This is a genomic window from Thermopolyspora sp. NPDC052614 (genome assembly GCF_040678635.1).
Classification (GTDB): Bacteria; Actinomycetota; Actinomycetes; order Streptosporangiales; family Streptosporangiaceae; genus Thermopolyspora.
This window is the reverse complement of record NZ_JBFATZ010000016.1, coordinates 134,101-159,910: the sequence shown is the minus strand read 5'-3', so window position 1 is coordinate 159,910 and position 25,810 is coordinate 134,101. Positions and strand designations below refer to the sequence as shown.

Sequence of the window (25,810 nt, the reverse complement as noted above, 5' to 3'; positions counted from 1 at the left end):
CGTGCCGACAGGGCCCACCGTGCTGCTGCTGTCCACCTCCGACACGGATCTGCTGAGCGCCCGGGCGAGCGGCGCCGCCTACCGGCTCGGCAACCCCGCCCGGCTTGCCGTCGATGACCTGCCGGAGCTCGTGGACGGCGTCGATCTCGTCGTGGTACGCCTGCTCGGCGGGCGACGGGCCTGGGAGGAGGGGCTGGACGCGCTGCTGGCCGGGCCGCGGCCCGTGGTCGTGCTCGGCGGCGAGCAGGTGCCCGACGCCGAGCTGATGGAGCTGTCCACGGTGGGCGGCGGGGTGGGCGGCAGAGTGAGTGGCGGAGTCTGCGCCGAGGCGCACGCCTACCTGGCGTACGGCGGGCCGCGCAACCTGGCCGAGTTGCACGCCTTCCTGTGCGACACCGTCCTACTCACCGGGCGCGGCTTCGCGCCGCCGCAGCCGACGCCCACCTGGGGGCCGCTGGAGCGACACGCGCGCAGCGACCGGGGGCCGGTGGTGGGGGTGCTGTACTACCGGGCCCACCACATGGCGGGGAACACCGCGTTCGTGGAGGCGCTGTGCCGGGCTATCGAGGACGCGGGCGGGCAGGCCATGCCGATCTTCTGCTCCTCGTTGCGTACCGCCGAACCCGAGCTGCTCGACACGCTGGGCAGGGCCGACGTGCTCGTGGTGACCGTGCTCGCGGCCGGCGGGTCGCGACCGGCGACGGCGGGGGCGGGGGGCGACGACGAGGCCTGGGACGTGGGCGCGCTCGCCCGGCTCGACGTGCCGATTCTGCAGGGGCTGTGCCTCACCACGAGCCGGAGGGCCTGGGAGGAGAACGACGAGCTGTCGCCGCTGGACGCCGCGTCGCAGGTGGCGATCCCCGAGTTCGACGGGCGGATCATCACGGTGCCGTTCTCGTTCAAGGAGGTCGACGAGGACGGGCTCACGGTCTATGTGGCGGATCCGGAGCGGGCCGCCCGCGTGGCGGGCATCGCCGTACGGCATGGCCTGCTCAGGCACACCCCGCCCGTCGAGCGGCGGCTGGTCGTGATGTTGTCGGCGTACCCGACCAAGCACTCGCGGGTCGGCAACGCGGTCGGCCTCGACACCCCCGCGAGCACGGTACGGCTGCTGGCCCGGCTCGCCGAGGCCGGCTACGACCTGGGCGAGGGTTTCCCCGGCGTGGCCGAGCAGGACGGCGACGCGCTCATCCACGCCCTGATCGCCGCCGGAGGTCAGGACCAGGACTGGCTGACCGAGGAGCAGCTCGCGGGCAACCCGGTGCGGATCGCGGGGGCCGACTACGCCCGCTGGTACGCCACGCTCCCCGCCGACCTGCGCGCGAACATCGAGCGCCACTGGGGCCCGCCGCCCGGGGAGCTGTTCACCCACGAGGGCGAGCACGGCACCGACATCGTGCTCGCCGCGCTGCGCGCCGGGAACCTGGTCGTCATGGTGCAGCCGCCGCGCGGCTTCGGCGAGAACCCGATCGCCATCTACCACGACCCCGACCTGCCGCCCAGCCACCACTACCTGGCCGCCTACCACTGGCTCGCGGACGAGTTCGGCGCGCACGCGATCGTGCACGTGGGCAAGCACGGCAACCTGGAGTGGCTGCCGGGCAAGTCCGCCGGCATGTCGGCCTCCTGCGCCACCGACGCCGCCATCGGCGACCTGCCGCTGATCTATCCCTTCCTCGTCAACGACCCCGGCGAGGGCACCCAGGCCAAGCGGCGGGCGCACGCCGTACTCGTGGACCACCTCGTCCCGCCGATGACCCGCGCGGAGACGTACGGCGACATCGCCCGGCTGGAGCAACTGCTCGACGAGCACGCCACGATCGCCGCGATGGACCCGGCGAAGCTGCCCGCCATCCGCGCCCAGATCTGGACGCTGATCCAGGCCGCCCGCCTCGACCACGACCTGGGCCTGGAGGACCGGCCGCACGACGCCGAGTTCGACGACTTCCTGCTGCACGTGGACGGCTGGCTGTGCGAGGTGAAGGACGCCCAGATCCGCGACGGCCTGCACGTGCTCGGCCGGGCCCCCGAGGGGGCGGCCCGGGTGGATCTCGTGCTCGCCATGCTGCGGGCCCGGCAGATGTGGGCGGGCACGCGCAGCCTGCCGGGGCTGCGGGAGGCGCTCGGCCTGCCGGAGGACGGTACGGCGAGCCGTGAGGCGGTGGACGCGGCCGAGGCCGCCGCCCGCGCGCTGGTCGAGGGCATGGAGGAACGCGGCTGGGATCCCGCCGCCGCGCCCGCCGTGGCGGCGTCCGCGAACCTGACCGGTGAGCGCCTGGGGCTGGTGACGCGGATTCTGGAGTTCGCCGCCGCCGAGGTGGTGCCCCGGCTGGGCCGTACGACGGATGAGCTGGAGAACGTGCTGCACGCGCTGGACGGCGGATACGTTCCGGCGGGGCCGAGCGGGTCGCCGCTGCGCGGGCTGATCAACGTGCTGCCGACGGGGCGGAACTTCTACGCGGTGGACCCGCGGGCGGTGCCGAGCAGGCTCGCCTGGGAGACCGGGCAGGCGATGGCGCAGTCGCTGCTGGCCCGCTATCAGGCCGATCATGGGCGGTGGCCGCGGTCGGTGGGGCTGTCGGTGTGGGGGACCAGCGCCATGCGCACGGCCGGGGACGACGTGGCCGAGGTGCTGGCGCTGCTCGGCGTGCGGCCGCAGTGGGATGAGGCGTCCCGGCGGGTGACGGGTCTTGAGGCGATCCCGCTCGGCGAGCTGGGGCGTCCGCGCATCGACGTGACCGTCCGGATCAGCGGGTTCTTCCGGGACGCGTTCCCGCATGTGGTGACGATGCTGGACGATGCGGTACGGCTGGTCGCGGGCCTGGATGAATCGGATGAGGACAACTACGTGCGGGCCCACGTCAGGGCCGAGGGGCACGGGGACGAGCGCCGGGCCACGATGCGGATCTTCGGCTCGGCGTCCGGGGCGTACGGGGCGGGGCTGCTTCCGCTGATCGACAGCCGCAACTGGCGCGACGACGCCGACCTGGCCGAGGTGTACGCGGTGTGGGGCGGCTACGCGTACGGCCGCGACCTGGACGGCGTGCCCGCCCGGGAGGACATGGAGAACGCCTACCGCAGGATCGCGGTCGCGGTGAAGAACGTCGACAGCCGCGAGCACGACATCGCCGACTCTGACGACTACTTCCAGTACCACGGCGGCATGGTCGCGACCGTGCGCGCGCTCACCGGCCGGGCCCCCGCCGCGTACGTCGGCGACAACACGCGGCCGGACGCGGTGCGCACCCGCACGCTGGCCGAGGAGACCGCGCGGATCTTCCGCGCCCGGGTGGTGAACCCGCGCTGGCTCGCGGCGATGCGCGCGCACGGCTACAAGGGGGCGTTCGAGCTGGCCGCGACCGTCGACTACCTGTTCGGCTACGACGCGACGACCGGGGTCGTGGCCGACTGGATGTACGACAGGCTCGCCGAGACGTACGTGCTCGATCCGGAGAATCAGGCGTTCATGGCGAAGTCGAATCCGTGGGCGCTGCACGGCATCGCCGAACGGCTGTTGGAGGCGGCCGAGCGCGGCATGTGGGAGCATCCGGACGCCGACATCCTGGACGGCCTTCGGCGGGTTTACCTCAAGATCGAGGGCGATTTGGAGGACGACACGAGCCGCTGAGCGAGCACTGGCGCGCCCGCCCAGTGCAGGTGCAGGTAGGTGGCGGTGAGGAGGGCGTCGCCGTGCCCGTCCGCGCCGCCGTCCCAGCGCAGCAGCGGGTCGGGGACGGGCTCGATCGTGGTCCGGTGGAACTCGTGGCCGCGCAGCGGCTCGCCGGTGCGGGTGAGCAGCGAGTCGCGCAGCGCCGTGGCCTCGCGGTAGCCGAGCGTCAGCGTGTCCGTCATCCGGGCCACGGCCGGGATTCGGCCGCACATGCGCCGACCGTCAAGCTCCCGGCACAGGTAGAGCAGCCCGGCGCATTCGGCCGCGACCGGGCCGTCGAAGGCGGCAAGCTGCTCGCGCAGGCGCTCGTTGGCCGCGAGCTGCTCCGCGTAGACCTCGGGGAAGCCACCGCCGAGCACGAGCGCGCCCGTACCCTCGGGCAGGCCCTCGTGACGAAGCGGGTCGAACACCGCGACCTCGGCTCCGGCGGCGCGCAGCAGCTCCACATGCTCGGCGTAGCCGAAGGTGAAAGCCGGCCCACCCGCCACGGCGACGATCTTTCCCTGCGTTTCGGCACGGCCACGGCCATCGGCGGGAGAGAACGGGGAGAGGGCTTCGGCCGGATCCCAGGCGGTGACGGTCGGCGGGGAAGCGGTGTGGGCGAGGCGGACCAGGGCTTCGAGGTCGCAGGAGCGCGCGATCAGCTCGCCCATGCGCCGCACGGCGCGGACCGCTTCGCCGCCGCGTTCGGCGGCGGGGATCAGGCCCAGGTGGCGGGAGGGGGTGAAGACGGCGTCGTCGCGGTGGATCGCGCCCAGGATGGGGTACGCGGCAAGCGCCGAGCGGCACAGTTCCTCGTGGCGGGGGGAGCCGACGCGGTTGAGGATGACGCCGCCGAGCCGTACGCGGGGGTCGAAGGTGGCGAAACCGTGCACGACCGCCGCCACCGAGCGGCTCTGCCGGGACACGTCCACGACCAGCACGACCGGCGCGTCGAGGAGGCGGGCGACGTGGGCCGTCGAGGCGAAGTCGTCATCGCCCCGGCCGTCGAAGAGCCCCATCACGCCCTCGACGATCGCGATGTCGCAGTCCCGTGCGCCGTGCAGGAACAGCGGTGCGATACGGTCCTCGCCCACCAGCCACGGGTCCAGGTTTCGCCCCGGGCGGCCGGTGGCGAGGGCGTGGTAGCCGGGGTCGATGTAGTCCGGGCCGACCTTGTGCGGCGAGACCCGCAGGCCGCGGGCGCGCAGTGCGGCCATCAGGCCGGTGGCGACCGTCGTCTTGCCGCCACCGGAGCTGGGCGCGGCGATGACGAGACGCGGGACGGCACGCGTCACCACTCGATGCCTTTCCGTGCGCCGTGCAGGAACAGCGGTGCGGTACGGTCCTCGCCCACCAGCCAGGGGTCCAGGTTTCGCCCCGGGCGGCCGGTGGCGAGGGCGTGGTAGCCGGGGTCGATGTAGTCCGGGCCGACCTTGTGCGGCGAGACCCGCAGGCCGCGGGCGCGCAGTGCGGCCATCAGGCCGGTGGCGACCGTCGTCTTGCCGCCGCCGGAGCTGGGCGCGGCGATGACGAGACGCGGGACGGCACGCGTCACCACTCGATGCCTTTCTGTCCCTTCTGCCCGGCGTCCATGGGGTGGCGTACCTTGCCCATCTCGGTCACCAGGTCGGCCACCTCGATCAGGCGGTCGGGGGCGTCCCGACCTGTGATCACCACATGCTGGTTTCCCGGGCGGGTCGTCAGCGCCGTTACGACGTCGTCCAGGTCGAGCCAGCCCCAGTTGAGCGGATAGGTGAACTCGTCCAGTACGTAGAACCGGTAGGTTTCGGCGGCCAGGTCCCGTTTGATCTGCGCCCAGCCCTCCCGCGCCTCGGCCGCGTGATCTCGCTCGGTGCCGGGCCGCTGAATCCATGACCAGCCCTCGCCCATCTTGTGCCAGGCCACCGACCCGCCCTCACCGCTGTCCCCGAGCACCCGCAGCGCCCGCTCCTCGCCGACCCGCCACTTGGCCGACTTCACGAACTGGAACACCCCGATCGGCCAGCCCTGATTCCAGGCTCGCAACGCCATCCCGAACGCGGCCGTCGACTTGCCCTTGCCCGGCCCGGTATGCACCATCAGCAGCGCCCGGTTTCTCCGCTGCCGCGTGGTCAGTCCGTCATCCGGCACCGACACCGGCTTCCCCTGCGGCATCTCCGCCCTTCCTCTCGTGCGTTTGCGCGTACGGCCGCGCTCCTCAGCCGGCCCTTCTATGGGCGCGTACGACCGAGCCCAGGTCGGACAGCGCGTCGAGAGGGACGAGCGCGGCCTGCAACCTGGCGGCCAGGTGCGCGGCGAGGCCGAGCCGTACCGGGCCGGTTTCGCAGTCCACGATCACGCTCGCCGTACCGTGCAGGAGGGCGGCGGCGCGGTCCACGTCGCCGCCGGACGTGGCGCGGCCGTCGGTGACGAGCACCAGGAGGGGACGGCGGGCGGGGTCGCGGAGGCGTTCCACGCGGAGCACCTGGGCCGCCTTGATCAGGCCCGCGGCCAGGGGGGTGCGTCCGCCCGTGGGCAGGGCGCGCAGCCGGGCCGCGCCCGCTTCGACGGAGGAGGTCGGCGGCAGCGGCACCTCGGCGGTGGTGCCGCGGAAGGTGACCAGGCCGACCTTGTCGCGGCGCTGGTAGGCGTCGAGCAGCAGGCTCAGGACGGCGGTTTTGACGGTGGTCATCCGTTTTCTGGCGGCCATCGAGCCGCTGGCGTCGACGACGAAGAGCACCAGGTTGCCCTCTCTGCCCTCGCGGACGACCTGCCGCAGGTCGTCCTGCCGGAGCAGGAGGCCCGGTCCGGTGCGGCCACGCCGGGCCTGGTGGGGTGCGGCGGCCAGCAGCGTCGCCGTCACGTGGATGTCGTGGGCCTTTCCCTGCGGCAACCGGGCTCCGATGCCCCGGCCGTGCCGGCCTCGCGATCGCGAGCGCCGCCCGGCGGCGCCCTCGCCGACCCCCGGCACCTTCAGCAGGGGCACCCGGTACGGCGCGGCGACGGCGGCGACCTGGCCGGAGCCGTCGCCGGATCGCCGTCCCGTCTCCTCCGGCCGGGCGTCGTCGGCGTCGCGGCCGCCATTCCCGGCGTCCTCCCGGCGGCCGGTCGGGACCCCTGGCCCCTCCGGTTGTTCCGGCGGGGCCAGGGGGCCCGGCCGGGTCTGTTCGGTCGCCCCTGTTTCCCGTTCCTGGCCCGCTGGATCAAGCCCAGAAATATCCGGATTCGTCCCATCGGGCGGCGACTCCCCGCCACCGCCGTCGGGCGGCACGTCATCGTCGGGACCGGAGGTCTGCCTCAGCAGCTCATCCAGCAACTCCTCGTCCAGCCCCGGCGCGTCGAACGGGTCACGCCGCCGCCGGTGCGGCAGCGACAGGCGGGCCGCCGCCCGCACATCCTCGGTCGTCACCGCGTCCCGGCCGTGCCAGGCCGCGTGCGCGATCGCCGCGTTCGCGGTCACCAGATCGGCCCGCAACCCGTCCACCTCGAACGCCGCGCACACCGTCGCGATCTGCCGCAGCCGCGCGTCCGGCAGTCGCACCGCGCCCACCCGCGCCCGCGCCTCGGCGATCCGCCGCGCGAGCCGCGCCTCCTCTTCGGCCCACTCCGCCGCGAACCCCTCCGGATCCGCGTCGAACGCCAGCCTCCGGCGTACCACCTCGGCCCGCTCGCCGGGATCCCGCGACGCCCGCACCTCCACCGTCAGCCCGAACCGATCCAGCAACTGCGGCCGCAGCTCGCCTTCTTCCGGATTCATCGTGCCGACCAGCAGAAAACGGGCAGCGTGCCGTACCGAGACCGACTCCCGCTCCACATAGCAGGTGCCGAGCGCCGCCGCGTCGAGCAGCAGATCCACCAGGTGATCGTGGAGCAGATTGACCTCGTCCACATACAGCACCCCCCGATGGGCGGCGGCGAGCAATCCCGGCTCGAACGCCTTCACCCCCTCGGTCAGCGCCCGCTCCACGTCGAGCGACCCGACCAGGCGATCCTCCGACGCCCCGACCGGCAGCTCCACCAGCGCCGCGGCCCGCCGCAGGCGATGCTCGCCGGGCTCGTGCGGCCCGTCCGGACACGCCGGATCCGGCGCGCCGGGATCACAGGCGAACCGGCACCCGGACACCACCTCCACCTGCGGCAACTGCGCGGCAAGCGCCCGCACGATGGTCGATTTGGCGGTCCCCTTCTCCCCGCGCACGAGCACCCCGCCCACCCTCGGCGAGACCGCGTTGAGCACCAGCGCCAGCTTCAGATCATCGAGCCCGACGACGGCGCTGAACGGATAGGTGACGGTCACGAAGCGGCCTTCCCCTTGATGCGTACGCCTTGACGTGCACCTTGACGTGTACGCCGCCGACCGGCGGCGGTGACGGTCACGTCGCGGCTGTGTGGTTGACGTAGTGGTTGACGTAGGCGACCCGCCAGCCCTCGCCGGCGAGGGCGATCTCGGTGGCGGACAGCGGCGCGATGTCGAAGCGCGCGGCGGGCACGATCCCGACGCCGAGCGCGTGGCCGAGCGCCGCCCGGATGACGCCGACATCGCACACCACGACGACGTCGGGCGTGACGCGCATGGCGTCCATCCAGGCCGCGACCCGCACCGACATCGATCGAAGGCTCTCACCCCCGTGCGGCGCCGCGTCCGGATCGGCGAGCCAGGCGGCCAGCGCCTCCGGCTCCTCCTCGGCGATTCGCGCGTACGGCCGGCCGCGCCAACGCCCCGCGTCCGCCTCCGCGAGATCGACGGCCACCTGCGGCACCATCCCCAGCGCGTACGCGGTCTGCGACGCGGCCCTGGCGGGGGAGACCCAGACCTTCCGCCCGGGCTCCCCGCCGAAGACCCTGCCGTCCGCCTTGGCGAGACTCGCCGGGTCGGCCTCGTCGTCGCCCGGAAAGCAGGCACCCCGCATGCCCCGCGTGGTGGCATGCCGGATGAACAACACGCCGCCTACCCGGCCGCGGCGGTCGCCGGTCGCCGGGCCGCCCGGTCGGTGACCCACCCGAACAGCACGCCGAACGCCGCCCAGAACACCAGTTGCGTGCCCAGCGACGCCATCCTGAACTCCCACAGCAGCGTCGCCGGGAAGCCGTCGGGGACCTCGTTGATCGCCGGAAGCAGCAGCCACGCGGCGATCACCGGCACCAGGAAGGCCGCCACCGCCGCCGCCCAGCGCTGCCACGGACCCGAGTCGACCCTGCGCGCCGTCCCCACCGCGATGACCGTGGCGGCCAGGCCGACCAGGACCATCACCACGTAGAGCGCCGTACGACCGTTGATCGTCTCCGGATTCCCCACAGCAGGCGGATTAGCCGGATATTTCAGGAACGGCACGAGAATGACGGCGAGAAACGCCACCCCAGCGGAAACCACCGCCAGCAGCCCGTCGTCCCGCGGCCCGACCCGGCCACGCACCCCGGCGTACACCAGCGCGAAGATCCCGCCGACGGCGAGCCCGTAGAGCCCGGTGGCGAGGAACAGCCCGGCCTTCTGCACCGGCCTGCTCACCACAACCTCGTCCCCGTGCGAGTGACCGCCCTCCTCGGCATGCCCGTGACCGGCCTCCCCGGCCGAAGCGGCACCGGCCTCCTCCAGCGCGATCGCGGCGTCCACCCGCGGCTCACCCACGAAGAAGGCGAACGCGCCCGCGACGAATCCGGCCAGCAGGCCCACCAACAGGCCCCTGACCAGCAGGGTTCGAACCACGCCCGCCCCTAGTGGCAGGGCACGCCGAGCAGGTGCCGCCCGTCGTGCATGAGCTCATGCAGAAGCGCTCCTGCCTGTGACACGGCCCCGTTGTCCATCAATACGAGATAGGCGATCAGCAACAACACAGGTACGGCCAGCAGCCATGGACGCAGCCGCGGCAACGGAATGGACGTAGGAGCGGACATGCCACTCATCAGAGTGCCTCCCCAGGGATAGACGCGTCCCGAACAGTGAGGTCACAACAGCCCAAGCGACCTGGCTCCCGGGATCCGCATCCCGGATACAGTGGCGCGTCCGCACCGGCCTCTCACCGGATTTCCCTTGGACTCTCGTGAAATCATCCGCAACGTACCTTTTTGTACGGTCCGCGTCAACGAACCGTCCCGCACGGCCGTCCACCCGGCCACCACACGCGACCCCGAACGTGGAGGAGGGATCCATGGACTCGGCACCCCGATCGGCTCACGTGACACACCCACGCGCCGTGCATCGGGCGAGGACGGCGGTTACGGCCTGTGGATTCTCGACCAGTTGGCCGATGTCTACATCACTACCGACGATCAAGGCAAGACGGTAGGCGCGCTGACGCATGCGAAGGCGATCCTGGGGAGGGTTATCCCTCCCCTGGGTGGGCCTGTCGGATAGCGCCGACTTCTCCGATCAGCGGTGCAGGCCGAGCCCCAGCACCGTGCATGCCTTGGCCGTGTGATCGAGATGATGACGAGGGCGGGGTCGGCCGACGTGTTGGCGCTGGTTCAGCCGACGATCGCGGCTGCCTTCGACTTGGCCTCGCGTACCTCGCGTAGCGCGCCGGACCAGGCGATGAGCTGGTCGAGCATGCCGTGGACCGCGACGTCGAGGCCCTCCGGCGGGACGAAAGCGCCGGTGGAGAACGAGGGGAGCAGCGGGATGGCGGGCTGGGTGCGGACCGTCGCCACCTGGAGTTCGGAGAGCACGAGTCGCAGTGCCTCGGCGGCTCGGACGCCTGCGGCCCACCCGCCGTAGCTGATGATGCCGGCGGCCTTGTCGTTCCACTCCCGGTAGATGTAGTCGAGCGCGTTCTTGAGCGCGCCGGGGAAGGAGTGGTTGTACTCCGGGGTGAGGAACACGAAGCCGTCGAAGCCGTCGATCAGTGCCGACCAGTTGCGGGTGTGGTCGTGCTCGTACTGCTGGTGGGTCGGATTTCCGGCCTCGTCGAGGTTGCCGAGACCGTGGCGGGCGAGATCGATCAGTTCGTAGTCGGCGCCGCCGTGTGCGCGTGCCGTCTCCATCGTCCAGGCGGCGATCTGCTCGCCCCGACGTCCGGGTCGGGTGCTGCCCAGGATGATGCCAATGCGGAGTGCCATGATGCTCCTTCCATGGGAGTTGTCACGTCAACTCTAGGACTAGTGGAGTTGATGTGACAACTCGCCTGTCCGGTATCATTTGCGCCATGGCGGAGACTCGTACGCTGAAGCCCGAGGAGTGGGAGCTCTGGGACCTCTGGACGCGCGCCCAGCGCCTGCTCGTCCGGGAACTCGACCGTGGCCTGCAGCGTGACTGCGGCATCTCGAAGGCCGAGTTCAGCGTGCTGATGACGCTGTGGCAGGCACCCGGCCGCCAGATGCGCGTCGGCGAACTCTCCGCCTCGCTCGACTGGGACAAGAGCCGCGTCTCACACCAACTGACGCGTATGGAGAACCGCGGCCTCGTGCAGCGGACCCAGTACGGGGCAGACGGCCGCCGCGCGGGGATCGGATTGACCGCCGAGGGCCGCCGCGCCACGCAGGACGCCATCGGCGTCCACGCCGGCAACATCCGCCGCTACTTCCTCGACTTGCTCACCCCTCAGCAGGCCGCGGAAATCCGCGCCTGGAGTGGTCGGCTGATCGACCGCATCGAGCCACACCGCAGCGAAACCACCGGCGACGACGCCGCTTAGCAAGCTCCGTCGGCTCTGTCCGCCGGGTCAACGACCAGGATGCCGATGGGGTGACGAAGCTCATGGCGTGGCTTCCCGCCGTGGGCGGCCTCCTCGTCCTCCGCTGCCGGGCCCGCGCCGCCGGGCTCTGATCGGGGCGTCGGCCTTACATCGTTATGGGGGCGATGGCCTGGGCAGGTGGCCGGGTGGAGGGCGAAGGAGGGGGTTTCGATGGCCGGCGAGGGCGACAGACAGGACGAGCGACGCAGGCTGCGCGAGCAGAACAAAGGCACCACCTTCGACCCCGATCTGCACAACAGGGGCGGCGATGTGGGTCCTGCGTCGATTCGCGGCTCCAACCTCGGCCCCGGCGACGCCCGCGACGAGGCCGAGCCCAAGAGCGGCTACTCCGAGCCGATGGGGCACATGGCCGGACGCGACGACGAGTACACCGTCACGGCGGGGTCGGACGAGAAGTCCGTGGGGGCGCGGACCGACGAGGTCGAACCGCACTCCGAGACGTGGGGGCCGAGCCCGCATCCGACGCCGGAGGTGGCGGAGGAGGGGCGCGGCCGCGGCGGACGGCCCGGGTTCCGGGTACGGGGTCCGGTTGACGAGCGGCTGGAGGGGCTGATCGACGACAGTCCGGAGTACGACGACATCGGGCCGGGCGCCCGGGAGCCGCAGGGTGGCGGCCACGTGACCGGCGATATGGAGTGGGCGAACTCGGATGCGGACGATCCGGACGCCGGGTCGGGCCGCACGGACGCCGATGACGGCGGGTACCTGCCGGGCGAGGGCACCGGCCGCCCCTTCAGGTGACCGTGCGCTGCCCCGCGGTGCCGGATCGCCGGTGACGCAACCGGCCGGAGCGGGGATCGGCGCTGTCCTCGCGGTGCCGGTCCGGTGGCGGCGGGCGGTGTGAAGGGCCTGGTCACGCGGTTGAGTACGGCGTGACGGGTAGGGGACGAGCATGAAATTGCGTGATACGCGTCCGGTGAAGGAAGCGCTGAACGATCTTGACTTTCCCGCGGACAAGCAGCGGATCGTGGAGCACGCGCGGCGGCACGGGGCCGATGAGGCAACCGACAGGGCGCTGTCGGCGCTGCCGCTCGGCGACTATGCGGGCATGGCCGAGGTGTTGCGTTCGGTGGAGGTGGATCCGGCGCCGGATCGGACCGAGTCCGAACGGTTCCAGCAGCGTTCGCGCGGCCGGAAGGCCGTCGCCGAGCACCTGCGTCCAAGGGAGAAGACCCCGATCGAAGAGGAACTCGAGTAGGCGGGGAATGGCATGTCGCATCCTGATCCCGTGCACGTGAGCGACGCGCTGTCGGCCTTCCCCTATCCGGGCACGCAACGGGAACTGCTGCGTTTCGCCAAGGAGAAGGGCGCGGACGAGAGCGTCGTGCACGCTCTCGCCGCGCTTCCTGCGGGCACCTACGCGAACTCGGCCGAGGTGATGCGCACGATCATCGACAAGATCCGCTCGGGGTGACGCGTCGGTCGCGGCACCATGACGCGCCCGGTGGCGGCCGGACATCATGCCGCGATGAGCGCAGTCGATGAGGCTCCTGGCGTCGCAGGTGGCCTACGGCGTGATGCGTGTCGTCGGCGCGGTCGTGCTGGTGGTGGTCGGGGTGCAGTCGCTGTGGCAGGCCCGGCGGGGCCGCGCCGAGGCGCCTTCGGAGCAGCCGGACGCTGGCGGGACCCGGGCGGTAGGCGGGGGGGCGGGAGGCGGGGCGGGAGATGAGGTCGTCGGTCATCTGCCGCCGCCGGGCGACGACGGCCGGCGCATGCTGTGTGCGGCGGCCGGGTTCCCGCGCTTGTAGGGTGGGGCATCGTGCTGATTCTGCTGCCGGCCTCGGAGGGGAAGGCGGAGCAGGGAAGCGGCCCGCCGTTCGGCGCGCTGTCGTTTCCCGGTCTCGACCGGTCTCGTGAGCGGGTGCTCAAGGCCCTGATCAGGGCCTCACGACGGCGTGACGCGCTGGACGTGCTCGGGCTGACGCCCGGTCTGGCCGGAGAGCTGGACAAGAATCTGGCGTTGCGGACCGCGCCCGCTTTGCCCGCTGGGGCTCTTTACACGGGTGTTCTGTACGACAACCTGGGGCTGGCGGCCCTGTCGGACGAGGCGGCCAAGCGTGCTGAGGAGAGCGTGCTCATCTTCTCCGGGCTGTGGGGTGTGCTGCGCGTCACCGACCGCGTGCCGCCGTACCGGCTGTCGATGGGCGTCAGCCTGCCGCCGCTAGGGGGGCTTGCGGCGTTTTGGCGGCCGGCGGTGTCGAAGGAACTCGACGGCGTCGATGGGCCGGTCGATGGGCTGGTCGTGGACATGCGTTCGTCGGCGTACGCCGGGGCGTGGCGGCCGGGGAGCCGGTCGGTTGGGGTGCGGGTGCTGCGCGGTGGCAAGGTGGTCAGTCACATGGCGAAGGCGACTCGTGGGGTGATCGCTCGGGCGCTGCTGGAGGCCGGGGCCGATCCGGGCACGCCGTACGAGCTGGCTGAGATGCTTGGCGAGCTCGGCCATGACGTGCGGCTCTCCGACGAGCCGGCCGCAGGGCGCGCGTGGACCCTGGACGTGCGGGTCTCCTGAGATACGGCCTCGGCGGCGAGGCCGGGTCGATTCCGTCCGGTTGACCGGCTATTTGGCCGATGGGGGCGAGATCTACTTTTTTGAGGTGGTCCTTCTGGACCGTCCTGCAGTGTCGTATCAACGGACGATCTAAGGGCACACGTAATCTGTCGTGTGTGACGTCTGAACCTGTTTCGGACATGTCGCGTGCGTATCCACCGGTCGTATCGGACTGGCCGCTTTCGGGCGGGGGAAATTGGCGGAGCGGTTGGTGGAAATCCGGTCGTGCATGCCGCTTTTCCGTAGAACGGGGCAGGTGGGGGCATCTCTTCGGCAGTCGCTGGCCCATTGCGAGGAGGTCATCGGCGCGCCGGGCCTCATAGTGGAACGATCCAAGGAGAAATGATGGCGCGGATCTTCGTTGTCGGATCCGGCGTTGTGGGAGAGGCCACGGGAAAAGGCTTCATCGCGGCCGGGCATAACGTCACGTTCATCGACATCGCTCCGGAGCGGATCGAGGCGTTGCGTGCGGAGGGCCTTGACGTACGTGACGGCCTCGAACTCGTGGACGAGCCCGCATCGTTCGTCTTCCTGACCCTCCCCACGCCGAATGTGGGGCATCGGTACGACCTGTCGGCGTTCGAGGCGGGGACGGCGTCGGTGGGCGACGCGCTGAAGGCCGCGAACGCGGTGCACACGGTGGTGGTGCGTTCGACGGTGCCGCCGGGGACGACCGAGGGGCTGGTCAAGGGGCTGGTGGAGGAGCGGTCGGGCAAGTCGGTGGGGGAGGGGTTCGCGCTGGCGTCGAACCCGGAGTTCCTGCGGGCGGCGTCGGCGCTGGATGACTTCCGGTGGCCGTGGATGACGGTGATCGGTTCGCGTAGCGTGCGGACGATCGAGCGGTTGCGGGAGTTGCTGGCGCCGTTCGGCGGGGCGATGCACACCTTCGCCGATCCGGCGGCGGCGGAGTTCGTCAAGTGCGCGCACAACATCTTCAACGCCACGAAGATCAGTTTCTGGAACGAGATGTGGCTGGTGGCGCGGGAGCTGGGTCTGGATCTGGACCCGATCGCGCAGACGGTGGCCAGGTCGGCGGAGGGGTCGTTCAATCCGTTGTACGGCATCCGGGGCGGCGCGCCGTATGGCGGGGTGTGCCTGCCCAAGGACACCCAGGGGTTCCTCGGGTTCGCCGAGGGCATCTCGGTGGAGATGCCGTTGCTGCGGGCGGTCGTCGAGGTGAACGACCGGCTCACCGAGGTGCTGGCGCGCGAGGTGGACACCTGGGACGTCGCGGCATCGGCCAACCCGGCTCCGGCTGAGCTCACCGCGGCCGAGCGGCATGCCGGGGTGTCCATCACATCCACTGACGCCGCGTAGGACCGGTTTCGGTACCGGTGTCCGCCCGACGAGGCGACTGATAGCGCTGAAAAGGGATGATGTGACGCTTCGTTATTACCTTGCGTATCTTCCGCTGGGCATCCTGGGGTTGATCCGGTGGATGTGCTGGCTGGTACGGCGGGTGCCCGCCTCGCTGTACCGGCCGGCCAAGGGCGACCTGCGGCTGTCGATGGGCGTGGTCGTGCCGGTGTACCAGGAGGACCCGGTCATCTTCGCCCGCGCGATCGAGTCCTGGCTGGCCAACGACGTGGACGAGATCGTGCTGGTGATCGACGTCACCGACACCGTGTGCCAGGCCGTGGCCGAGCGGTACCCGGTCAAGGTGATCATGACGGATGTGCCGGGCAAGCGTGACGCGCTGCGCCGGGGCTGGGAGGCCTGCACCAGCGAACTGGTGGCGCTGGTGGACTCCGACACGATCTGGGCCGGGGATGTGGCGGCCGAGGTGTGCAAGCCGTTCGCCGATCCGCGGATCGGCGGGGTGGGGACGCGGCAGAACGTCTACAACCCCAGGGGGTTCTTGCAGCGGGTCACCGACATGTACCTGGATTACCGGTACTTCGATGAGAACGCCTCGCAGACCGTGCTGGGCCGGGCGGTGTCCTGCCTGTCGGGCCGTACGGCGATCTATCGGCGGCGTCTGCTGCTGGAGATCTCCGATGAGTTCATGAACGAGACGTTCTGGGGCGTGCCGTGCATGTCGGGTGATGACAAGCGGCTGACCACGCTGATTTTGGAGCGGGGTCATCTGACCTATATGCAGCGCAGTGCGCGGGTGTGGTCCACGTTTCCCTCCAGGTGGCGGGTCTTTTTCAAGCAGCGGTTGCGGTGGGCGCGGAATACGTGGCGGTCGGATCTGCGGGCGTTGTCGCGGCGGTGGGTGTGGCGGCATCCGTTTCTGGCGTACACGTTGATCGATAAGGCGGTGAGCAGTTTCACGTTGCTGGCGTCGCCGGTGTTCATGGTGTGGGCGGTCGTGCGGCAGGACTGGTTTTTCGTGTGTTGTCTGGCGGCGTGGTGGTGGATCAGCCGGGCGGCGAAGATTTTGCCGCATCTGGCGCGGCGGCCGTCGTCGTTCTTTTTGGTGCCGGGGTTTGTGCTGGTGTCGTTTGTGATGGCGGTGGTGAAGATCTGTGCTTTGCTGACCATTCGCAAGCAGCGCTGGCTGACCCGGCAGGTCGCCGTCGAAAACGGCGTCGTCGTCCGGACCGCGCCCGCACTGGACGAACCCGCCGAGGTGGCGGCGTGAACCGGCCCGCCACGGTGATCGTCGCGGTGACCGCCGTGATGACCGCCGCCGCCTTGGCCGTCGGTCCGCCGCCGGCGACCGCTCATGCGGCGGCCTGGCCCGACCCGGCGAAGGCGATCGCCACCTGGAAAGCGGCGGGCAAACCCCACCATCTGATCATCGTGCGCGAGGCGACGGTCGAGTTGGTCGACAACCGCGGCGTCGTCGCCCGGCTGCCCAGGCCGCACGGCACCGTGACGATGGACTGGCTGGCCGACCGCGTCCAAGGCCTGTCCGGGCCGAGCGGAAAGGACCAGTGGATCGCCCGTCCGTCCAAGGACACCGTCACGCTCTCGGCGGCGCTGCTGCTGGGCGGCGGCACCGCGCTGCATGTGGGCACGCCGGTCAAGCGACTGCTGCTCGCTGGAGGCGCGGACCGGTCCCGGGCCGCCTGGATCCGGGCGGGACGGGCCCGGATCACGATCGACAGGGCCCAGGTGCACTCGTGGAACCCGGCGACCGGCCGTCCGGTCGCCGCCGGGGCCGCCGGACGGCCGTACCTCAAGGTCGGCGACGGAGGCCGCCTCGACATCACCGGCGCCGAACTCGGCCACCTCGGCGCGTCCGGCACGGGTACGGGGATCACCTGGGGCAAAGGCGCCACCGGCGCCATCCGCGGCTCGGTCGTCCTGGCCAACCACATCGGCCTGGCCCTCACCGGCTCCGACGGGGTCGTCATCGACGAGGTCGAGGTGATCGAGTCCGCCCACACGGGCGTGCTGCTGCGGGGCGACGCCCGCACCCGGATCACCGAGGTGACCGCCGACGCCGGCGGCGGTGACGGCCTGCACATCACCGGGGGCGCGAGCCGTACCGTGAGCGGCGTCCGCGCCCGCCGGAACCGAAGCTTCGGCGTGACCGCGACCGCCGCGCCGGGACTCGTGCTGGAGGGGACGCGGACCGGCGCGAACGGCAGGGGCGGGGTGCTTCTCGCGGACTGCCGCGGCTGCCTGCTCGGGAACCCGGGGGCCTTCGACGAGCCGGTCGCCGTCCAGGTCACCGGCGCGGGCAGCACGGGCGTCCGGGTGATCGACGCTCGCATCCGCGGCGGATCGACCGGCATCCGCGTCGGCCCGCGTACGCGCGAGGTGACCGTCGGCAACGCGGAGATCAACGGCACGGCCACCGGTCTCGCCCTGTCCGGCAGGGACGTCGAAGCGCGCGGCGGACGCTGGCGACCGGCCCGGACCGGCGCGGTCCTGCACGGCAAGGCGTCCGGCGTCCGCCTCACCGGCGTCACCATCGAGGGCGGCGTGACCGGGGTGATGGCCACCCGCACCACCTCCGGCGCCCACCTGACCGACCTCACCGTCACCGGCGTCTCCGGCCAGGCCGTCAACTCGGCCTCGCCCGGACTCGTGGTGACCGGCGGGCACATCAGCGGGGCCGCCACCGGCCTGGCCCTGCGCGCGAACGCCACCCTCACCGGCACCCGCGTCGACCAGGTCGCCCGGGGTCTGCGGGCCATCCTCCGGGCGCGCGTGGCGGCCGACCGGATCGACGTCGCCGCCACCGACACGGGGATCGCCGCCGAGCGGGGGGCACGCGTCACGCTCACCGGGTCGCGGGTCCGCGCCGCCGCGTCGCTGCGCGGCGACGTCGTCCTGCGGGGCGGCAACACCGTCGTCCCGCCGTCCTTCCCGTGGCTGGGCTTCGTCGCCGTCGGTGTGATCGCGGTGGCGCTCATCCTGCACACGGTTCACCGCGCCCGGCAGGGCCGAGCCCTGCCCGTCCAGGCGCCTGCGCACGTTCTCAACCAGAGCTAAGGGCCATCCATGACAATCATCCGAGTGGTCACGGCGACGCTGATCACGCTCTCCGCCCTGCCCGCGACTCCGGTGGCCGCCGCCGGGACCTGCACGGGACGGCTCCGCTACGCGTCCACCAGCAACACGATCTACCTGTCCGACGGCACGGCCACGCTGTCGGAGATCGACGCCGCGTGCCCGAACGCGCCGCTGACGCGCTTGGGCAAGGGAGCCTGGCGGCTCGACGCGGACCTGGTCGTCGAGAACGGCGCCACCCTGGTCCTCAAGGGCGGTGCCGCGGGCGGCGACGTCGATACGCTGCGGCTGCGCTCGTCCGCGAGCAACCGCAAGACCGAGGTCAGCGCGATCATCGCGGAGTACGGGACGATCCTCATCGAGAAGGCGGAGATCACCTCCTGGGATCCGGCGACAGGCGGCCCGGACACCGACCCGAGCCTCCCCGCGAACGCGCCCTACGACGCCCGCGGCCGCGCCTTCATCCGGGTCACCTCCTTCATGGACGGCGCGACGCCGCGTGAGTCCCGCATGGACATCGTCCACAGCGACCTCGGTCACCTCGGCTTCCACGGGCCGGAGAGTTACGGCGTCAGCTACAAGGGCCGCGGCTGCGACGCCTCCCACCCGCGGATCTGTGATGCGCTCAACGTGTACGGCAAGCAGATCGGCAGCCGTTTCCACCACAACTACTTCGGCGTCTACACCTACAACGCGTACGGCATGAAGATCATCGGCAACGAGTACGACCACAACATCGCCTACGGGCTCGACCCGCACGACGACTCCGACCACCTCACGATCGCCGAGAACAGGTTCCACCACAACGGCAACCACGGCCTGATCTGCTCGAAGCGCTGCGACCACCTGCTGATCGCCGACAACGAGAGCTACGCCAACGGCGCGCAGCGCCGTGCCCGAGTGCGCGGCAAGGGGCGGCCGATCGGCCAGGTCCACGGCATCATGCTGCACGCCGGCGTGACCCACACGATCGTCGAGAACAACCGCGTCAGGGATCACCTGGACGGCGCCGGCATCGCGATCTACGACAGCGCGCACAACGTGGTCAGGAACAACACGATCTCCAACGTGACGTACGGGCTGCGCTACAGCGTCGGCGCCAGGGACATCGAGACCACCGGCAACGTCGTCACCGGCAGCGGCAGGCACGCCGTGTTCACCTACCGGGGCTCCGAGCGGCCCGTCCACACCGCCCCTTCGGGCCGCCCGGCGCACCTGCTCTTCGCCGGCAACACCTTCGACGGCGCGGGCGGCCCCATCGTGCGGATCCACGACTCCGACGGGGTGCGCTTCGTCGAGAACACCTTCACCGGCCGGATGGGTCCCGTACGCGTGCGCAACAGCACGGACACCACCTTTGTCCGCAACACCGGGCCGTCCTGGCTGCTCCCCCCGCCGTCGGGCGGCCGGTGAGGGCCGCCGAACGGACAGGTCGTCAGGCCGTCTCGGCGCCCGGGGTGGTGCCGCCGGTCGTCGGCAGCCCGGCGGCCCGCCACGCCTGGAAGCCGCCGATGACGTCGGTCGATCGGGTCAGGCCGAGTTCGTGCAGCGACGCGGCGGCGAGGCTGGAGGTGTAGCCCTCCGAGCAGATGACGATGACCTCGACGTCGTAGCCGGTCGCCTGGGGGAGCCGGGCCTCTCCGGCCGGGTCGAAGCGCCATTCGAGCACGTTGCGCTCGATGACGAGGGCGCCGGGGACCTCCCCCTCGGCCGCGCGCTGGGCGGCCGGGCGGATGTCCACGATCAGGGCGCCGTCCTGGGACCGGGCGTACGCCTCGGCGGGCGGCAGGCGGCGCAGGAGGGCGCGCTTCTCGGCGAGGATCTCGTCGATGGCGCGCGCCCCCGGCGGGCGGGCCGTCACCACTGCTCCGCGCGTTCCTCGGCCACCATGATCAGGCCGGATTCGGTGCGGTCGTAGCGGTGCATGAGGCTCAGCGGCGGCGAGTAGACGTGCACGCTGACGGCCGGGGCGTTCGACACGTTGCGGACGTCGTGGATGTGGTCCGGGCCGAAGGCGCGGACGTCGCCGGGGGCGAGGTCGCGTTCGCGGAGCAGATCGTCCTCGCGCAGGGTGCCGAGGGCGACGGCGAAGGCGCCGCGTGAGCCGCCGTGGTCGTGGAAGCCGGTCGTCTGGCCGGGCATCCAGCTCAGCAGCCAGATCTCCACGTCCTCGTCCTGGTGCAGGCGCTCGTACCAGCGGCCGTCGATGCTCAGCCGTACGCGGCGGATCCACTCGTCGGGGGCGGCGGCCAGCGCGCGGGCGGTCTCGGCCAGCGGGCTGCGGGCAGGCGCCAGCGTGTTCGCGGTCATGGTGGTGCTCCTTGGTCTTCTCTCAGGTCGGATGGCGTCGCGGTCACACGTGCACGGGCACGGGACACAGCGCGCTCGCCTGGCGTCGGAGATCGACGGGCAGGTTCGACCAGCGGAGAAGCCCAGAACGCATGAGGCAAGGATGGCGAGTATTCCCCTCAAAGTCAACCTGGAATGGGGGGTACTCCGGGGGCCCGCCCGGGGCCCGTCGCCCGGGCGGGGCGTCCGTCCCGGCGCGTGGTGGGGCCCTTGGCGGTTCATGTCGGGCAAGAGGCGTATATCCGTATTCACGGTCATCTGCGGGACGTGTTGGCGGACCGTGCAGCGCAGGTAACGCAACGTTTATACGTAACCAACATCGGCCCCTTATCTCTCGATCAGATGCTTCCATCGAGGGTGGGGAGAAGTCACATGGAGGCGGTGGAGGATTTATCGATCCGCCAGGCGGTGATACTCGCCGGCGGGCAGGCGACACGACTCAGGCCATACACGGATGACCGTCCGAAGGCCATGGTCGAAGTGGCGGGGAAACCGATTATCGACTGGCAGCTCGACTGGCTGTCGAATCACGGCGTGACCGACGTGGTCGTGTCGTGCGGGTATCTCGCCGACGTATTGGAACGGCACGTTTCCGGGCTCGCGTACGACGGCATGCGCGTCGAGGTCGCGGCGGAGTCGGAACCGCTGGGGCGGGGCGGCGCGCTGCGCTTCGCGGCCGGGCGGCTGCCGTACCGGGACGAGCGCTGGTTCGCGCTCAACGGGGACGTGCTTACCCGGTTCAAGCTGCGCGCATTCGCGAATCGGCACGTGGAGGCCGGGGCGAGGGCGACGATCGCGCTCGCGCGCTACCGCACCACGTGGGGGATCGCGTCGGTCGACGACGACGGGCTCGTCGTCGGGTTCGAGCAGTCGCCGCAACTGCCGTACTGGATCAACGGGGGCGTCTACTGCTTCGACCCCGACGTCGCGGGGCTGCTGCCGGAGCGGGGCGACCACGAGGACACCACCTTTCCGAAACTCGCCGAGGAAAAGCGCATCGCGGGTTTCCAGATCGAGACCTACTGGCGCGGGATCGACACCGTCAAAGACGTCAAAGAGGCCACGGAAGAACTCGCGGGCATTGGCTGGTAACCCGCTCTGACGTCGTTTATCCGCCAGTTCATCGGACAGTTCGTGGAACGATTTAAGGATTAATCATGGCGAGAATCTTCATCGTCGGGTCCGGCGTCGTCGGCACGGCGACCGGCAAGGGTTTCATCGCGGCCGGGCACAACGTCACCTTCATCGACATCGCTCCGGAGCGCATCGAGGCGTTACGCGCCGAGGGCCTCGACGTCCGCGACCGCATCGAGCTCGCGGACGAGCCGCCGTCGTTCGTCTTCCTCACCCTCCCCACGCCGAACGTGGGGCATCGGTACGACCTGTCGGCGTTCGAGGCCGGCACCGCCTCGGTGGGCGAGGCGCTCAAGGACGCCACCGCGGTGCACACGGTGGTGGTGCGTTCGACGGTGCCGCCGGGGACGACCGAGGGGCTGGTCAAGGGGCTGTTGGAGGAGCGGTCGGGCAAGTCGGTGGGGGAGGGGTTCGCGCTGGCGTCGAACCCGGAGTTCCTGCGGGCGGCGTCGGCGCTGGATGACTTCCGGTGGCCGTGGATGACGGTGATCGGTTCGCGCAGCGTGCGGACGATCGAGCGGTTGCGGGAGTTGCTGGCGCCGTTCGGCGGGGCGATGCACACCTTCGCCGATCCGGCGGCGGCGGAGTTCGTCAAGTGCGCGCACAACATCTTCAACGCCACGAAGATCAGTTTCTGGAACGAGATGTGGCTGGTGGCGCGGGAGCTGGGTCTGGATCTGGACCCGATCGCGCAGACGGTGGCCAGGTCGGCGGAGGGGTCGTTCAATCCGTTGTACGGGATCCGGGGCGGTGCGCCGTATGGCGGGGTGTGCCTGCCCAAGGACACCCAGGGGTTCCTCGGGTTCGCCGAGGGCATCTCGGTGGAGATGCCGTTGCTGCGGGCGGTCGTCGAGGTGAACGACCGGCTCACCGAGGTGCTGGCGCGCGAGGTGGACACCTGGGACGCGACGTCGAGCACGCCCGCCCCGGCCGAGCCGGCGGCGGCCGAGCGCAACGCCGTCACGCCCGTCACCGACGCCGCCTGAAGGGCCGTGAAGGGTCCTGACGGGTCCTGAAGGATGCCCGCAGTACGTACCAAAGGGATGATGTGACGCTTCGTTATTACCTTGCGTATCTTCCGCTGGGCATCCTGGGGTTGATCCGGTGGATGTGCTGGCTGGTACGGCGGGTGCCCGCCTCGCTGTACCGGCCGGCCAAGGGCGATCTGCGGCTGTCGATGGGCGTGGTCGTGCCGGTGTACCAGGAGGACCCGGTCATCTTCGCCCGGGCGATCGAGTCCTGGCTGGCCAACGACGTGGACGAGATCGTGCTGGTGATCGACGTCACCGACACCGTGTGCCAGGCCGTGGCCGAGCGGTACCCGGTCAAGGTGATCATGACCGATGTGCCGGGCAAGCGTGACGCGCTGCGCCGGGGCTGGGAGGCCTGCACCAGCGAACTGGTGGCGCTGGTGGACTCCGACACGATCTGGGCCGGGAACGTGGCGGCCGAGGTGTGCAAGCCGTTCGCCGATCCGCGGATCGGCGGGGTGGGGACGCGGCAGAACGTCTACAACCCCAAGGGGTTCTTGCAGCGGGTCACCGACATGTACCTGGATTACCGGTACTTCGATGAGAACGCCTCGCAGACCGTGCTGGGCCGGGCGGTGTCCTGCCTGTCGGGCCGTACGGCGATCTATCGGCGGCGTCTGCTGCTGGAGATCTCCGATGAGTTCATGAACGAGACGTTCTGGGGCGTGCCGTGCATGTCGGGTGATGACAAGCGGCTGACCACGCTGGTTTTGGAGCGGGGTCATCTGACCTATATGCAGCGCAGTGCGCGGGTGTGGTCCACGTTTCCCTCCAGGTGGCGGGTTTTCTTCAAGCAGCGGTTGCGGTGGGCGCGGAATACGTGGCGGTCGGATTTGCGGGCGTTGTCGCGGCGGTGGGTGTGGCGGCATCCGTTTCTGGCGTACACGTTGGTCGATAAGGCGGTGAGTAGTTTCACGTTGCTGGCGTCGCCGGTGTTCATGGTGTGGGCGGTCGTGCGGCAGGACTGGTTTTTCGTGTGTTGTCTGGCGGCGTGGTGGTGGATCAGCCGGGCGGCGAAGATTTTGCCGCATCTGGCGCGGCGGCCGTCGTCGTTTTTCTTGGTGCCGGGGTTTGTGCTGGTGTCGTTTGTGATGGCGGTGGTGAAGATCTGCGCTTTGCTGACCATTCGCAAGCAGCGCTGGCTGACCCGGCAGGTCGCCGTCGAGAACGGCGTCGTCGTCCGCACAACGCAATCCCGGGTCACCGAGGACACCGCCGAGGTGCCCGCGTGACCATCCGCATCATCGCCGCGCTGGCCACCGCCATCCTGGGCGTCACCGCCGTCCCCGCACCGGCGGTGGCGGCCGGGACCTGGCCCGACCCGGCGAAGGCGATCGCGACGTGGAAACGCGTGGGCGAGCCCGAACGCCTGATCATCGTACGGCGGGCCACCGTCGAACTGGTCGACCGCAGCGGCGTCGTCGCCCGCCTCACCCGCCCCCGCGGCACCGTCTCCATCGGCCGGCTCGCCGACCGGGTGCGCAACGTGCCCTGGCTGCCCCGCAAGGACCAGTGGATCGCCCGGCCGTCCAAGGACACCGTCACGCTCTCGGCGGCGCTGCTGCTGGGCGGCGGCACCGCGCTGTACGTGGGCGGGCCGGTCAACCGGCTGCTGCTCGCCGGAGGCGGCGCCCCCTCCCGCGTCGCCTGGATCCGGGCGGGCAAGGCCCGGATCACCATCGACAAGGCCCAGGTGTACTCGTGGAACCCGCCGACCGGCCGCGCGGTCGCCGCCGGAGACGGCGCACGGCCGTACCTCAAGGTCGGCGACGGCGGGAGACTGACCATCACCGGCAGCAGACTCGGGTACCTCGGCGGCAAGGACACCGGCTCGGGCATCACCTGGAGCAAAGGCGCCACCGGCGCCATCCGCGACTCGGTCGTCAAGGCCAACCACATCGGGCTGACGCTCGCCGGCAGCGACCGCGTCGTCATCGACAAGGTGGACGTCGTCGACTCCGTCGGCGTCGGCGTACGGCTGCGCGGCGACACCCGCACCCGCGTCACCAAACTCGCCGCCGACACCGGAGGCGGCGACGGCCTGCAGGTCACCGGGGGCGCGAGCCGTACCGTGAACGGGGTCATCGCCCGCTGGAACAAGGGCTTCGGCGTGGTCGCCGAGCGGGCGCGGGCGCTCGTGCTGAGCGGCGTCCGGACCGGCGCGAACACCGACGGCGGCGTGCGCCTGTCCGCCTGCCCCGGCTGCGTGCTCAAGAACCCCGGCACCGTCGATGAGCCGGTCGCCGTGCGGGTCACCGGGCCGAGCACCGCCATCCGGATCTTCGACGCGCACGTGCGGGGCGGAACGACCGGCTTCAGCGTCGCCCCGCCCACCCGCGACGTCGACATCGTCAACGCGCGGATCGACGGCACCACCACCGGTCTGGTCACGTCCGCGACCGACGTCGGCGCACGCGGCGGCCTGTGGCGTCCCGCGCAGACCGGCGCCCTCCTGTACGGCAAGGCGTCCGGCGTCCGCCTCACCGGCGTCACCATCGAGGGCGGCGTGACCGGGGTGATGGCCACCCGCACCACCTCCGGCGCCCACCTGACCGATCTCACCGTCACCGGCGTCTCCGGCCAGGCCGTCAACTCGGCCTCGCCCGGACTCGTGGTGACCGGCGGGCACATCAGCGGGGCCGCCACCGGCCTGGCCCTGCGCGCGAACGCCACCCTCACCGGCACCCGCGTCGACCAGGTCACCCAGGGCGTGCGGGCCACCCCCCGCACCGCGGTCTCGGCCGCCGGGATCGACGTGCTCGCCGCCAAGGCGGGGGTCACGGCCGAGGAGGGGGCGCGGGTCACGCTCACGGCGTCCCGGGTCCGCGCGCCCATGTCGTTGCGCGGCGACATCGACCTGCGGGACGGCAACACCATCACGCTGCCGCCCTTCCCCTGGCTGGGCGTGGTCGGCATCGGCGTGCTGCTGTCGACGCTCCTCCTCTACGCGGTGCATCGGATCCGGCAGGGCCGTACCCGGCCGGTCCAGGCACCATCGCACGTTCTCAACCACCGCTAG

At 71.1% G+C, this 25,810-nt stretch carries 25 protein-coding genes and 1 riboswitch; of the genes, 15 read left to right on the top strand and 10 right to left on the bottom strand.

Annotated features, from left to right (window positions below; genetic code table 11):
* Window position 1: 1 nt before the first annotated feature.
* Window positions 2–3,628, top strand: coding sequence for a cobaltochelatase subunit CobN (gene cobN / locus AB0K60_RS28685; RefSeq protein WP_364061758.1), 3,627 nt, complete (start codon window positions 2–4; stop codon window positions 3,626–3,628).
* On the opposite strand, the gene AB0K60_RS28680 is transcribed toward cobN, so the two are convergent.
* From AB0K60_RS28680 to AB0K60_RS28645, 8 genes are all read right to left on the bottom strand, one after another.
* Complete coding sequence (locus AB0K60_RS28680) at window positions 3,583–4,947, bottom strand: cobyrinate a,c-diamide synthase (RefSeq protein ID WP_364061755.1); 1,365 nt, start codon at window positions 4,945–4,947, stop codon at window positions 3,583–3,585. The two genes, cobN and AB0K60_RS28680, sit on opposite strands and share 46 nt — an antisense overlap.
* Entirely contained in the window at window positions 4,944–5,207 is a 264-nt protein-coding gene (locus AB0K60_RS28675; RefSeq protein WP_364061752.1) for a hypothetical protein, read from the bottom strand. The genes AB0K60_RS28680 and AB0K60_RS28675 overlap by 4 nt, the downstream gene beginning before the upstream one ends.
* The gene (gene cobO / locus AB0K60_RS28670) at window positions 5,204–5,806 is read right to left on the bottom strand and encodes a cob(I)yrinic acid a,c-diamide adenosyltransferase (RefSeq protein ID WP_364061749.1); all 603 of its coding nucleotides are present in this window, start codon (window positions 5,804–5,806) and stop codon (window positions 5,204–5,206) included. Before cobO ends, AB0K60_RS28675 begins: the two co-directional genes overlap by 4 nt.
* A 43-nt stretch (window positions 5,807–5,849) precedes the next feature.
* The gene (locus tag AB0K60_RS28665) at window positions 5,850–7,928 is read right to left on the bottom strand and encodes a VWA domain-containing protein (RefSeq protein WP_364061746.1); all 2,079 of its coding nucleotides are present in this window, start codon (window positions 7,926–7,928) and stop codon (window positions 5,850–5,852) included.
* A gap of 76 nt (window positions 7,929–8,004) precedes the next feature.
* A complete protein-coding gene (locus AB0K60_RS28660) occupies window positions 8,005–8,541 on the bottom strand; it encodes a histidine phosphatase family protein (protein WP_364061743.1) in 537 nt (178 codons plus the stop codon).
* A gap of 38 nt (window positions 8,542–8,579) precedes the next feature.
* Window positions 8,580–9,335 carry a CbtA family protein gene (locus AB0K60_RS28655; RefSeq protein ID WP_364061740.1) on the bottom strand — a complete coding sequence of 252 codons (756 nt, stop codon included), beginning with the start codon at window positions 9,333–9,335 and terminating at the stop codon, window positions 8,580–8,582.
* Between the two features lie 8 nt (window positions 9,336–9,343).
* Complete coding sequence (locus AB0K60_RS28650) at window positions 9,344–9,523, bottom strand: CbtB-domain containing protein (RefSeq protein ID WP_364061737.1); 180 nt, start codon at window positions 9,521–9,523, stop codon at window positions 9,344–9,346.
* 49 nt (window positions 9,524–9,572) lie between these two features.
* Window positions 9,573–9,695: riboswitch (cobalamin riboswitch) on the bottom strand.
* Window positions 9,696–10,093: 398 nt separating this feature from the next.
* Complete coding sequence (locus tag AB0K60_RS28645; RefSeq protein ID WP_364061734.1) at window positions 10,094–10,684, bottom strand: NADPH-dependent FMN reductase; 591 nt, start codon at window positions 10,682–10,684, stop codon at window positions 10,094–10,096.
* Window positions 10,685–10,770: 86 nt separating this feature from the next.
* Here AB0K60_RS28645 and AB0K60_RS28640 point away from each other — a divergent pair, with 86 nt between their 5' ends.
* The 10 genes from AB0K60_RS28640 (at window position 10,771) to AB0K60_RS28595 (ending at window position 19,690) form a co-directional block, all read left to right on the top strand.
* Complete coding sequence (locus tag AB0K60_RS28640) at window positions 10,771–11,259, top strand: MarR family winged helix-turn-helix transcriptional regulator (RefSeq protein WP_364061731.1); 489 nt, start codon at window positions 10,771–10,773, stop codon at window positions 11,257–11,259.
* A 210-nt stretch (window positions 11,260–11,469) separates the two neighbouring features.
* The gene (locus AB0K60_RS28635; protein WP_364061728.1) at window positions 11,470–12,060 is read left to right on the top strand and encodes a hypothetical protein; all 591 of its coding nucleotides are present in this window, start codon (window positions 11,470–11,472) and stop codon (window positions 12,058–12,060) included.
* A gap of 151 nt (window positions 12,061–12,211) precedes the next feature.
* A complete protein-coding gene (locus AB0K60_RS28630) occupies window positions 12,212–12,517 on the top strand; it encodes a DUF2795 domain-containing protein (RefSeq protein WP_364061725.1) in 306 nt (101 codons plus the stop codon).
* A gap of 30 nt (window positions 12,518–12,547) precedes the next feature.
* Entirely contained in the window at window positions 12,548–12,733 is a 186-nt protein-coding gene (locus tag AB0K60_RS28625) for a DUF2795 domain-containing protein (protein ID WP_364061722.1), read from the top strand.
* 67 nt (window positions 12,734–12,800) lie between these two features.
* Window positions 12,801–13,067 (top strand): hypothetical protein, encoded by a 267-nt coding sequence (locus tag AB0K60_RS28620; RefSeq protein WP_364061719.1) that lies wholly within the window; start codon window positions 12,801–12,803, stop codon window positions 13,065–13,067.
* 11 nt (window positions 13,068–13,078) lie between these two features.
* Window positions 13,079–13,828 carry a peroxide stress protein YaaA gene (locus tag AB0K60_RS28615; protein ID WP_364061716.1) on the top strand — a complete coding sequence of 250 codons (750 nt, stop codon included), beginning with the start codon at window positions 13,079–13,081 and terminating at the stop codon, window positions 13,826–13,828.
* A 384-nt stretch (window positions 13,829–14,212) separates the two neighbouring features.
* Window positions 14,213–15,184, top strand: coding sequence for an NAD(P)-binding domain-containing protein (locus AB0K60_RS28610; RefSeq protein ID WP_364061713.1), 972 nt, complete (start codon window positions 14,213–14,215; stop codon window positions 15,182–15,184).
* Between the two features lie 61 nt (window positions 15,185–15,245).
* Window positions 15,246–16,454 (top strand): glycosyltransferase, encoded by a 1,209-nt coding sequence (locus AB0K60_RS28605; protein WP_364061710.1) that lies wholly within the window; start codon window positions 15,246–15,248, stop codon window positions 16,452–16,454.
* Complete coding sequence (locus AB0K60_RS28600) at window positions 16,451–18,259, top strand: right-handed parallel beta-helix repeat-containing protein (RefSeq protein WP_364061707.1); 1,809 nt, start codon at window positions 16,451–16,453, stop codon at window positions 18,257–18,259. The genes AB0K60_RS28605 and AB0K60_RS28600 overlap by 4 nt, the downstream gene beginning before the upstream one ends.
* A gap of 9 nt (window positions 18,260–18,268) precedes the next feature.
* Window positions 18,269–19,690, top strand: coding sequence for a right-handed parallel beta-helix repeat-containing protein (locus tag AB0K60_RS28595; RefSeq protein ID WP_364061704.1), 1,422 nt, complete (start codon window positions 18,269–18,271; stop codon window positions 19,688–19,690).
* Window positions 19,691–19,712: 22 nt separating this feature from the next.
* On the opposite strand, the gene AB0K60_RS28590 is transcribed toward AB0K60_RS28595, so the two are convergent.
* On the bottom strand, window positions 19,713–20,141 hold the full coding sequence (locus AB0K60_RS28590; protein ID WP_364061701.1) for a rhodanese-like domain-containing protein: 429 nt from the start codon (window positions 20,139–20,141) through the stop codon (window positions 19,713–19,715).
* Window positions 20,135–20,587 carry a cysteine dioxygenase family protein gene (locus AB0K60_RS28585; RefSeq protein WP_364061698.1) on the bottom strand — a complete coding sequence of 151 codons (453 nt, stop codon included), beginning with the start codon at window positions 20,585–20,587 and terminating at the stop codon, window positions 20,135–20,137. The genes AB0K60_RS28590 and AB0K60_RS28585 overlap by 7 nt, the downstream gene beginning before the upstream one ends.
* A 411-nt stretch (window positions 20,588–20,998) precedes the next feature.
* Here AB0K60_RS28585 and AB0K60_RS28580 point away from each other — a divergent pair, with 411 nt between their 5' ends.
* The 4 genes from AB0K60_RS28580 to AB0K60_RS28565 all read left to right on the top strand — a co-directional run bounded on the left by AB0K60_RS28580 (window position 20,999) and on the right by AB0K60_RS28565 (window position 25,810).
* Window positions 20,999–21,718: a nucleotidyltransferase family protein gene (locus AB0K60_RS28580; RefSeq protein ID WP_364061695.1), complete on the top strand. Its 720-nt coding sequence runs from the start codon at window positions 20,999–21,001 to the stop codon at window positions 21,716–21,718.
* A gap of 65 nt (window positions 21,719–21,783) precedes the next feature.
* Window positions 21,784–22,746, top strand: a complete 963-nt coding sequence (locus tag AB0K60_RS28575; RefSeq protein WP_364061692.1) for a 2-dehydropantoate 2-reductase N-terminal domain-containing protein — start codon at window positions 21,784–21,786, stop codon at window positions 22,744–22,746.
* Window positions 22,747–22,808: 62 nt separating this feature from the next.
* Complete coding sequence (locus AB0K60_RS28570) at window positions 22,809–24,023, top strand: glycosyltransferase (RefSeq protein ID WP_364061689.1); 1,215 nt, start codon at window positions 22,809–22,811, stop codon at window positions 24,021–24,023.
* Window positions 24,020–25,810 (top strand): hypothetical protein, encoded by a 1,791-nt coding sequence (locus AB0K60_RS28565; RefSeq protein WP_364061686.1) that lies wholly within the window; start codon window positions 24,020–24,022, stop codon window positions 25,808–25,810. Before AB0K60_RS28570 ends, AB0K60_RS28565 begins: the two co-directional genes overlap by 4 nt.

Excerpts from the sequence above, each read along its gene's own strand:
- cobO (WP_364061749.1), bottom strand. The coding sequence starts at position 5,806 with ATGCCGCAGGGGAAGCCGGTGTCGGTGCCGGATGACGGACTGACCACG.
- AB0K60_RS28660 (WP_364061743.1), bottom strand. The coding sequence starts at position 8,541 with ATGCGGGGTGCCTGCTTTCCGGGCGACGACGAGGCCGACCCGGCGAGT.
- AB0K60_RS28650 (WP_364061737.1), bottom strand. The coding sequence starts at position 9,523 with ATGTCCGCTCCTACGTCCATTCCGTTGCCGCGGCTGCGTCCATGGCTG.
- AB0K60_RS28645 (WP_364061734.1), bottom strand. The coding sequence starts at position 10,684 with ATGGCACTCCGCATTGGCATCATCCTGGGCAGCACCCGACCCGGACGT.
- AB0K60_RS28640 (WP_364061731.1), top strand. The coding sequence starts at position 10,771 with ATGGCGGAGACTCGTACGCTGAAGCCCGAGGAGTGGGAGCTCTGGGAC.
- AB0K60_RS28635 (WP_364061728.1), top strand. The coding sequence starts at position 11,470 with ATGGCCGGCGAGGGCGACAGACAGGACGAGCGACGCAGGCTGCGCGAG.
- AB0K60_RS28630 (WP_364061725.1), top strand. The coding sequence starts at position 12,212 with ATGAAATTGCGTGATACGCGTCCGGTGAAGGAAGCGCTGAACGATCTT.
- AB0K60_RS28620 (WP_364061719.1), top strand. The coding sequence starts at position 12,801 with ATGAGGCTCCTGGCGTCGCAGGTGGCCTACGGCGTGATGCGTGTCGTC.
- AB0K60_RS28610 (WP_364061713.1), top strand. The coding sequence starts at position 14,213 with ATGGCGCGGATCTTCGTTGTCGGATCCGGCGTTGTGGGAGAGGCCACG.
- AB0K60_RS28595 (WP_364061704.1), top strand. The coding sequence starts at position 18,269 with ATGACAATCATCCGAGTGGTCACGGCGACGCTGATCACGCTCTCCGCC.
- AB0K60_RS28585 (WP_364061698.1), bottom strand. The coding sequence starts at position 20,587 with ATGACCGCGAACACGCTGGCGCCTGCCCGCAGCCCGCTGGCCGAGACC.
- AB0K60_RS28580 (WP_364061695.1), top strand. The coding sequence starts at position 20,999 with ATGGAGGCGGTGGAGGATTTATCGATCCGCCAGGCGGTGATACTCGCC.
- AB0K60_RS28575 (WP_364061692.1), top strand. The coding sequence starts at position 21,784 with ATGGCGAGAATCTTCATCGTCGGGTCCGGCGTCGTCGGCACGGCGACC.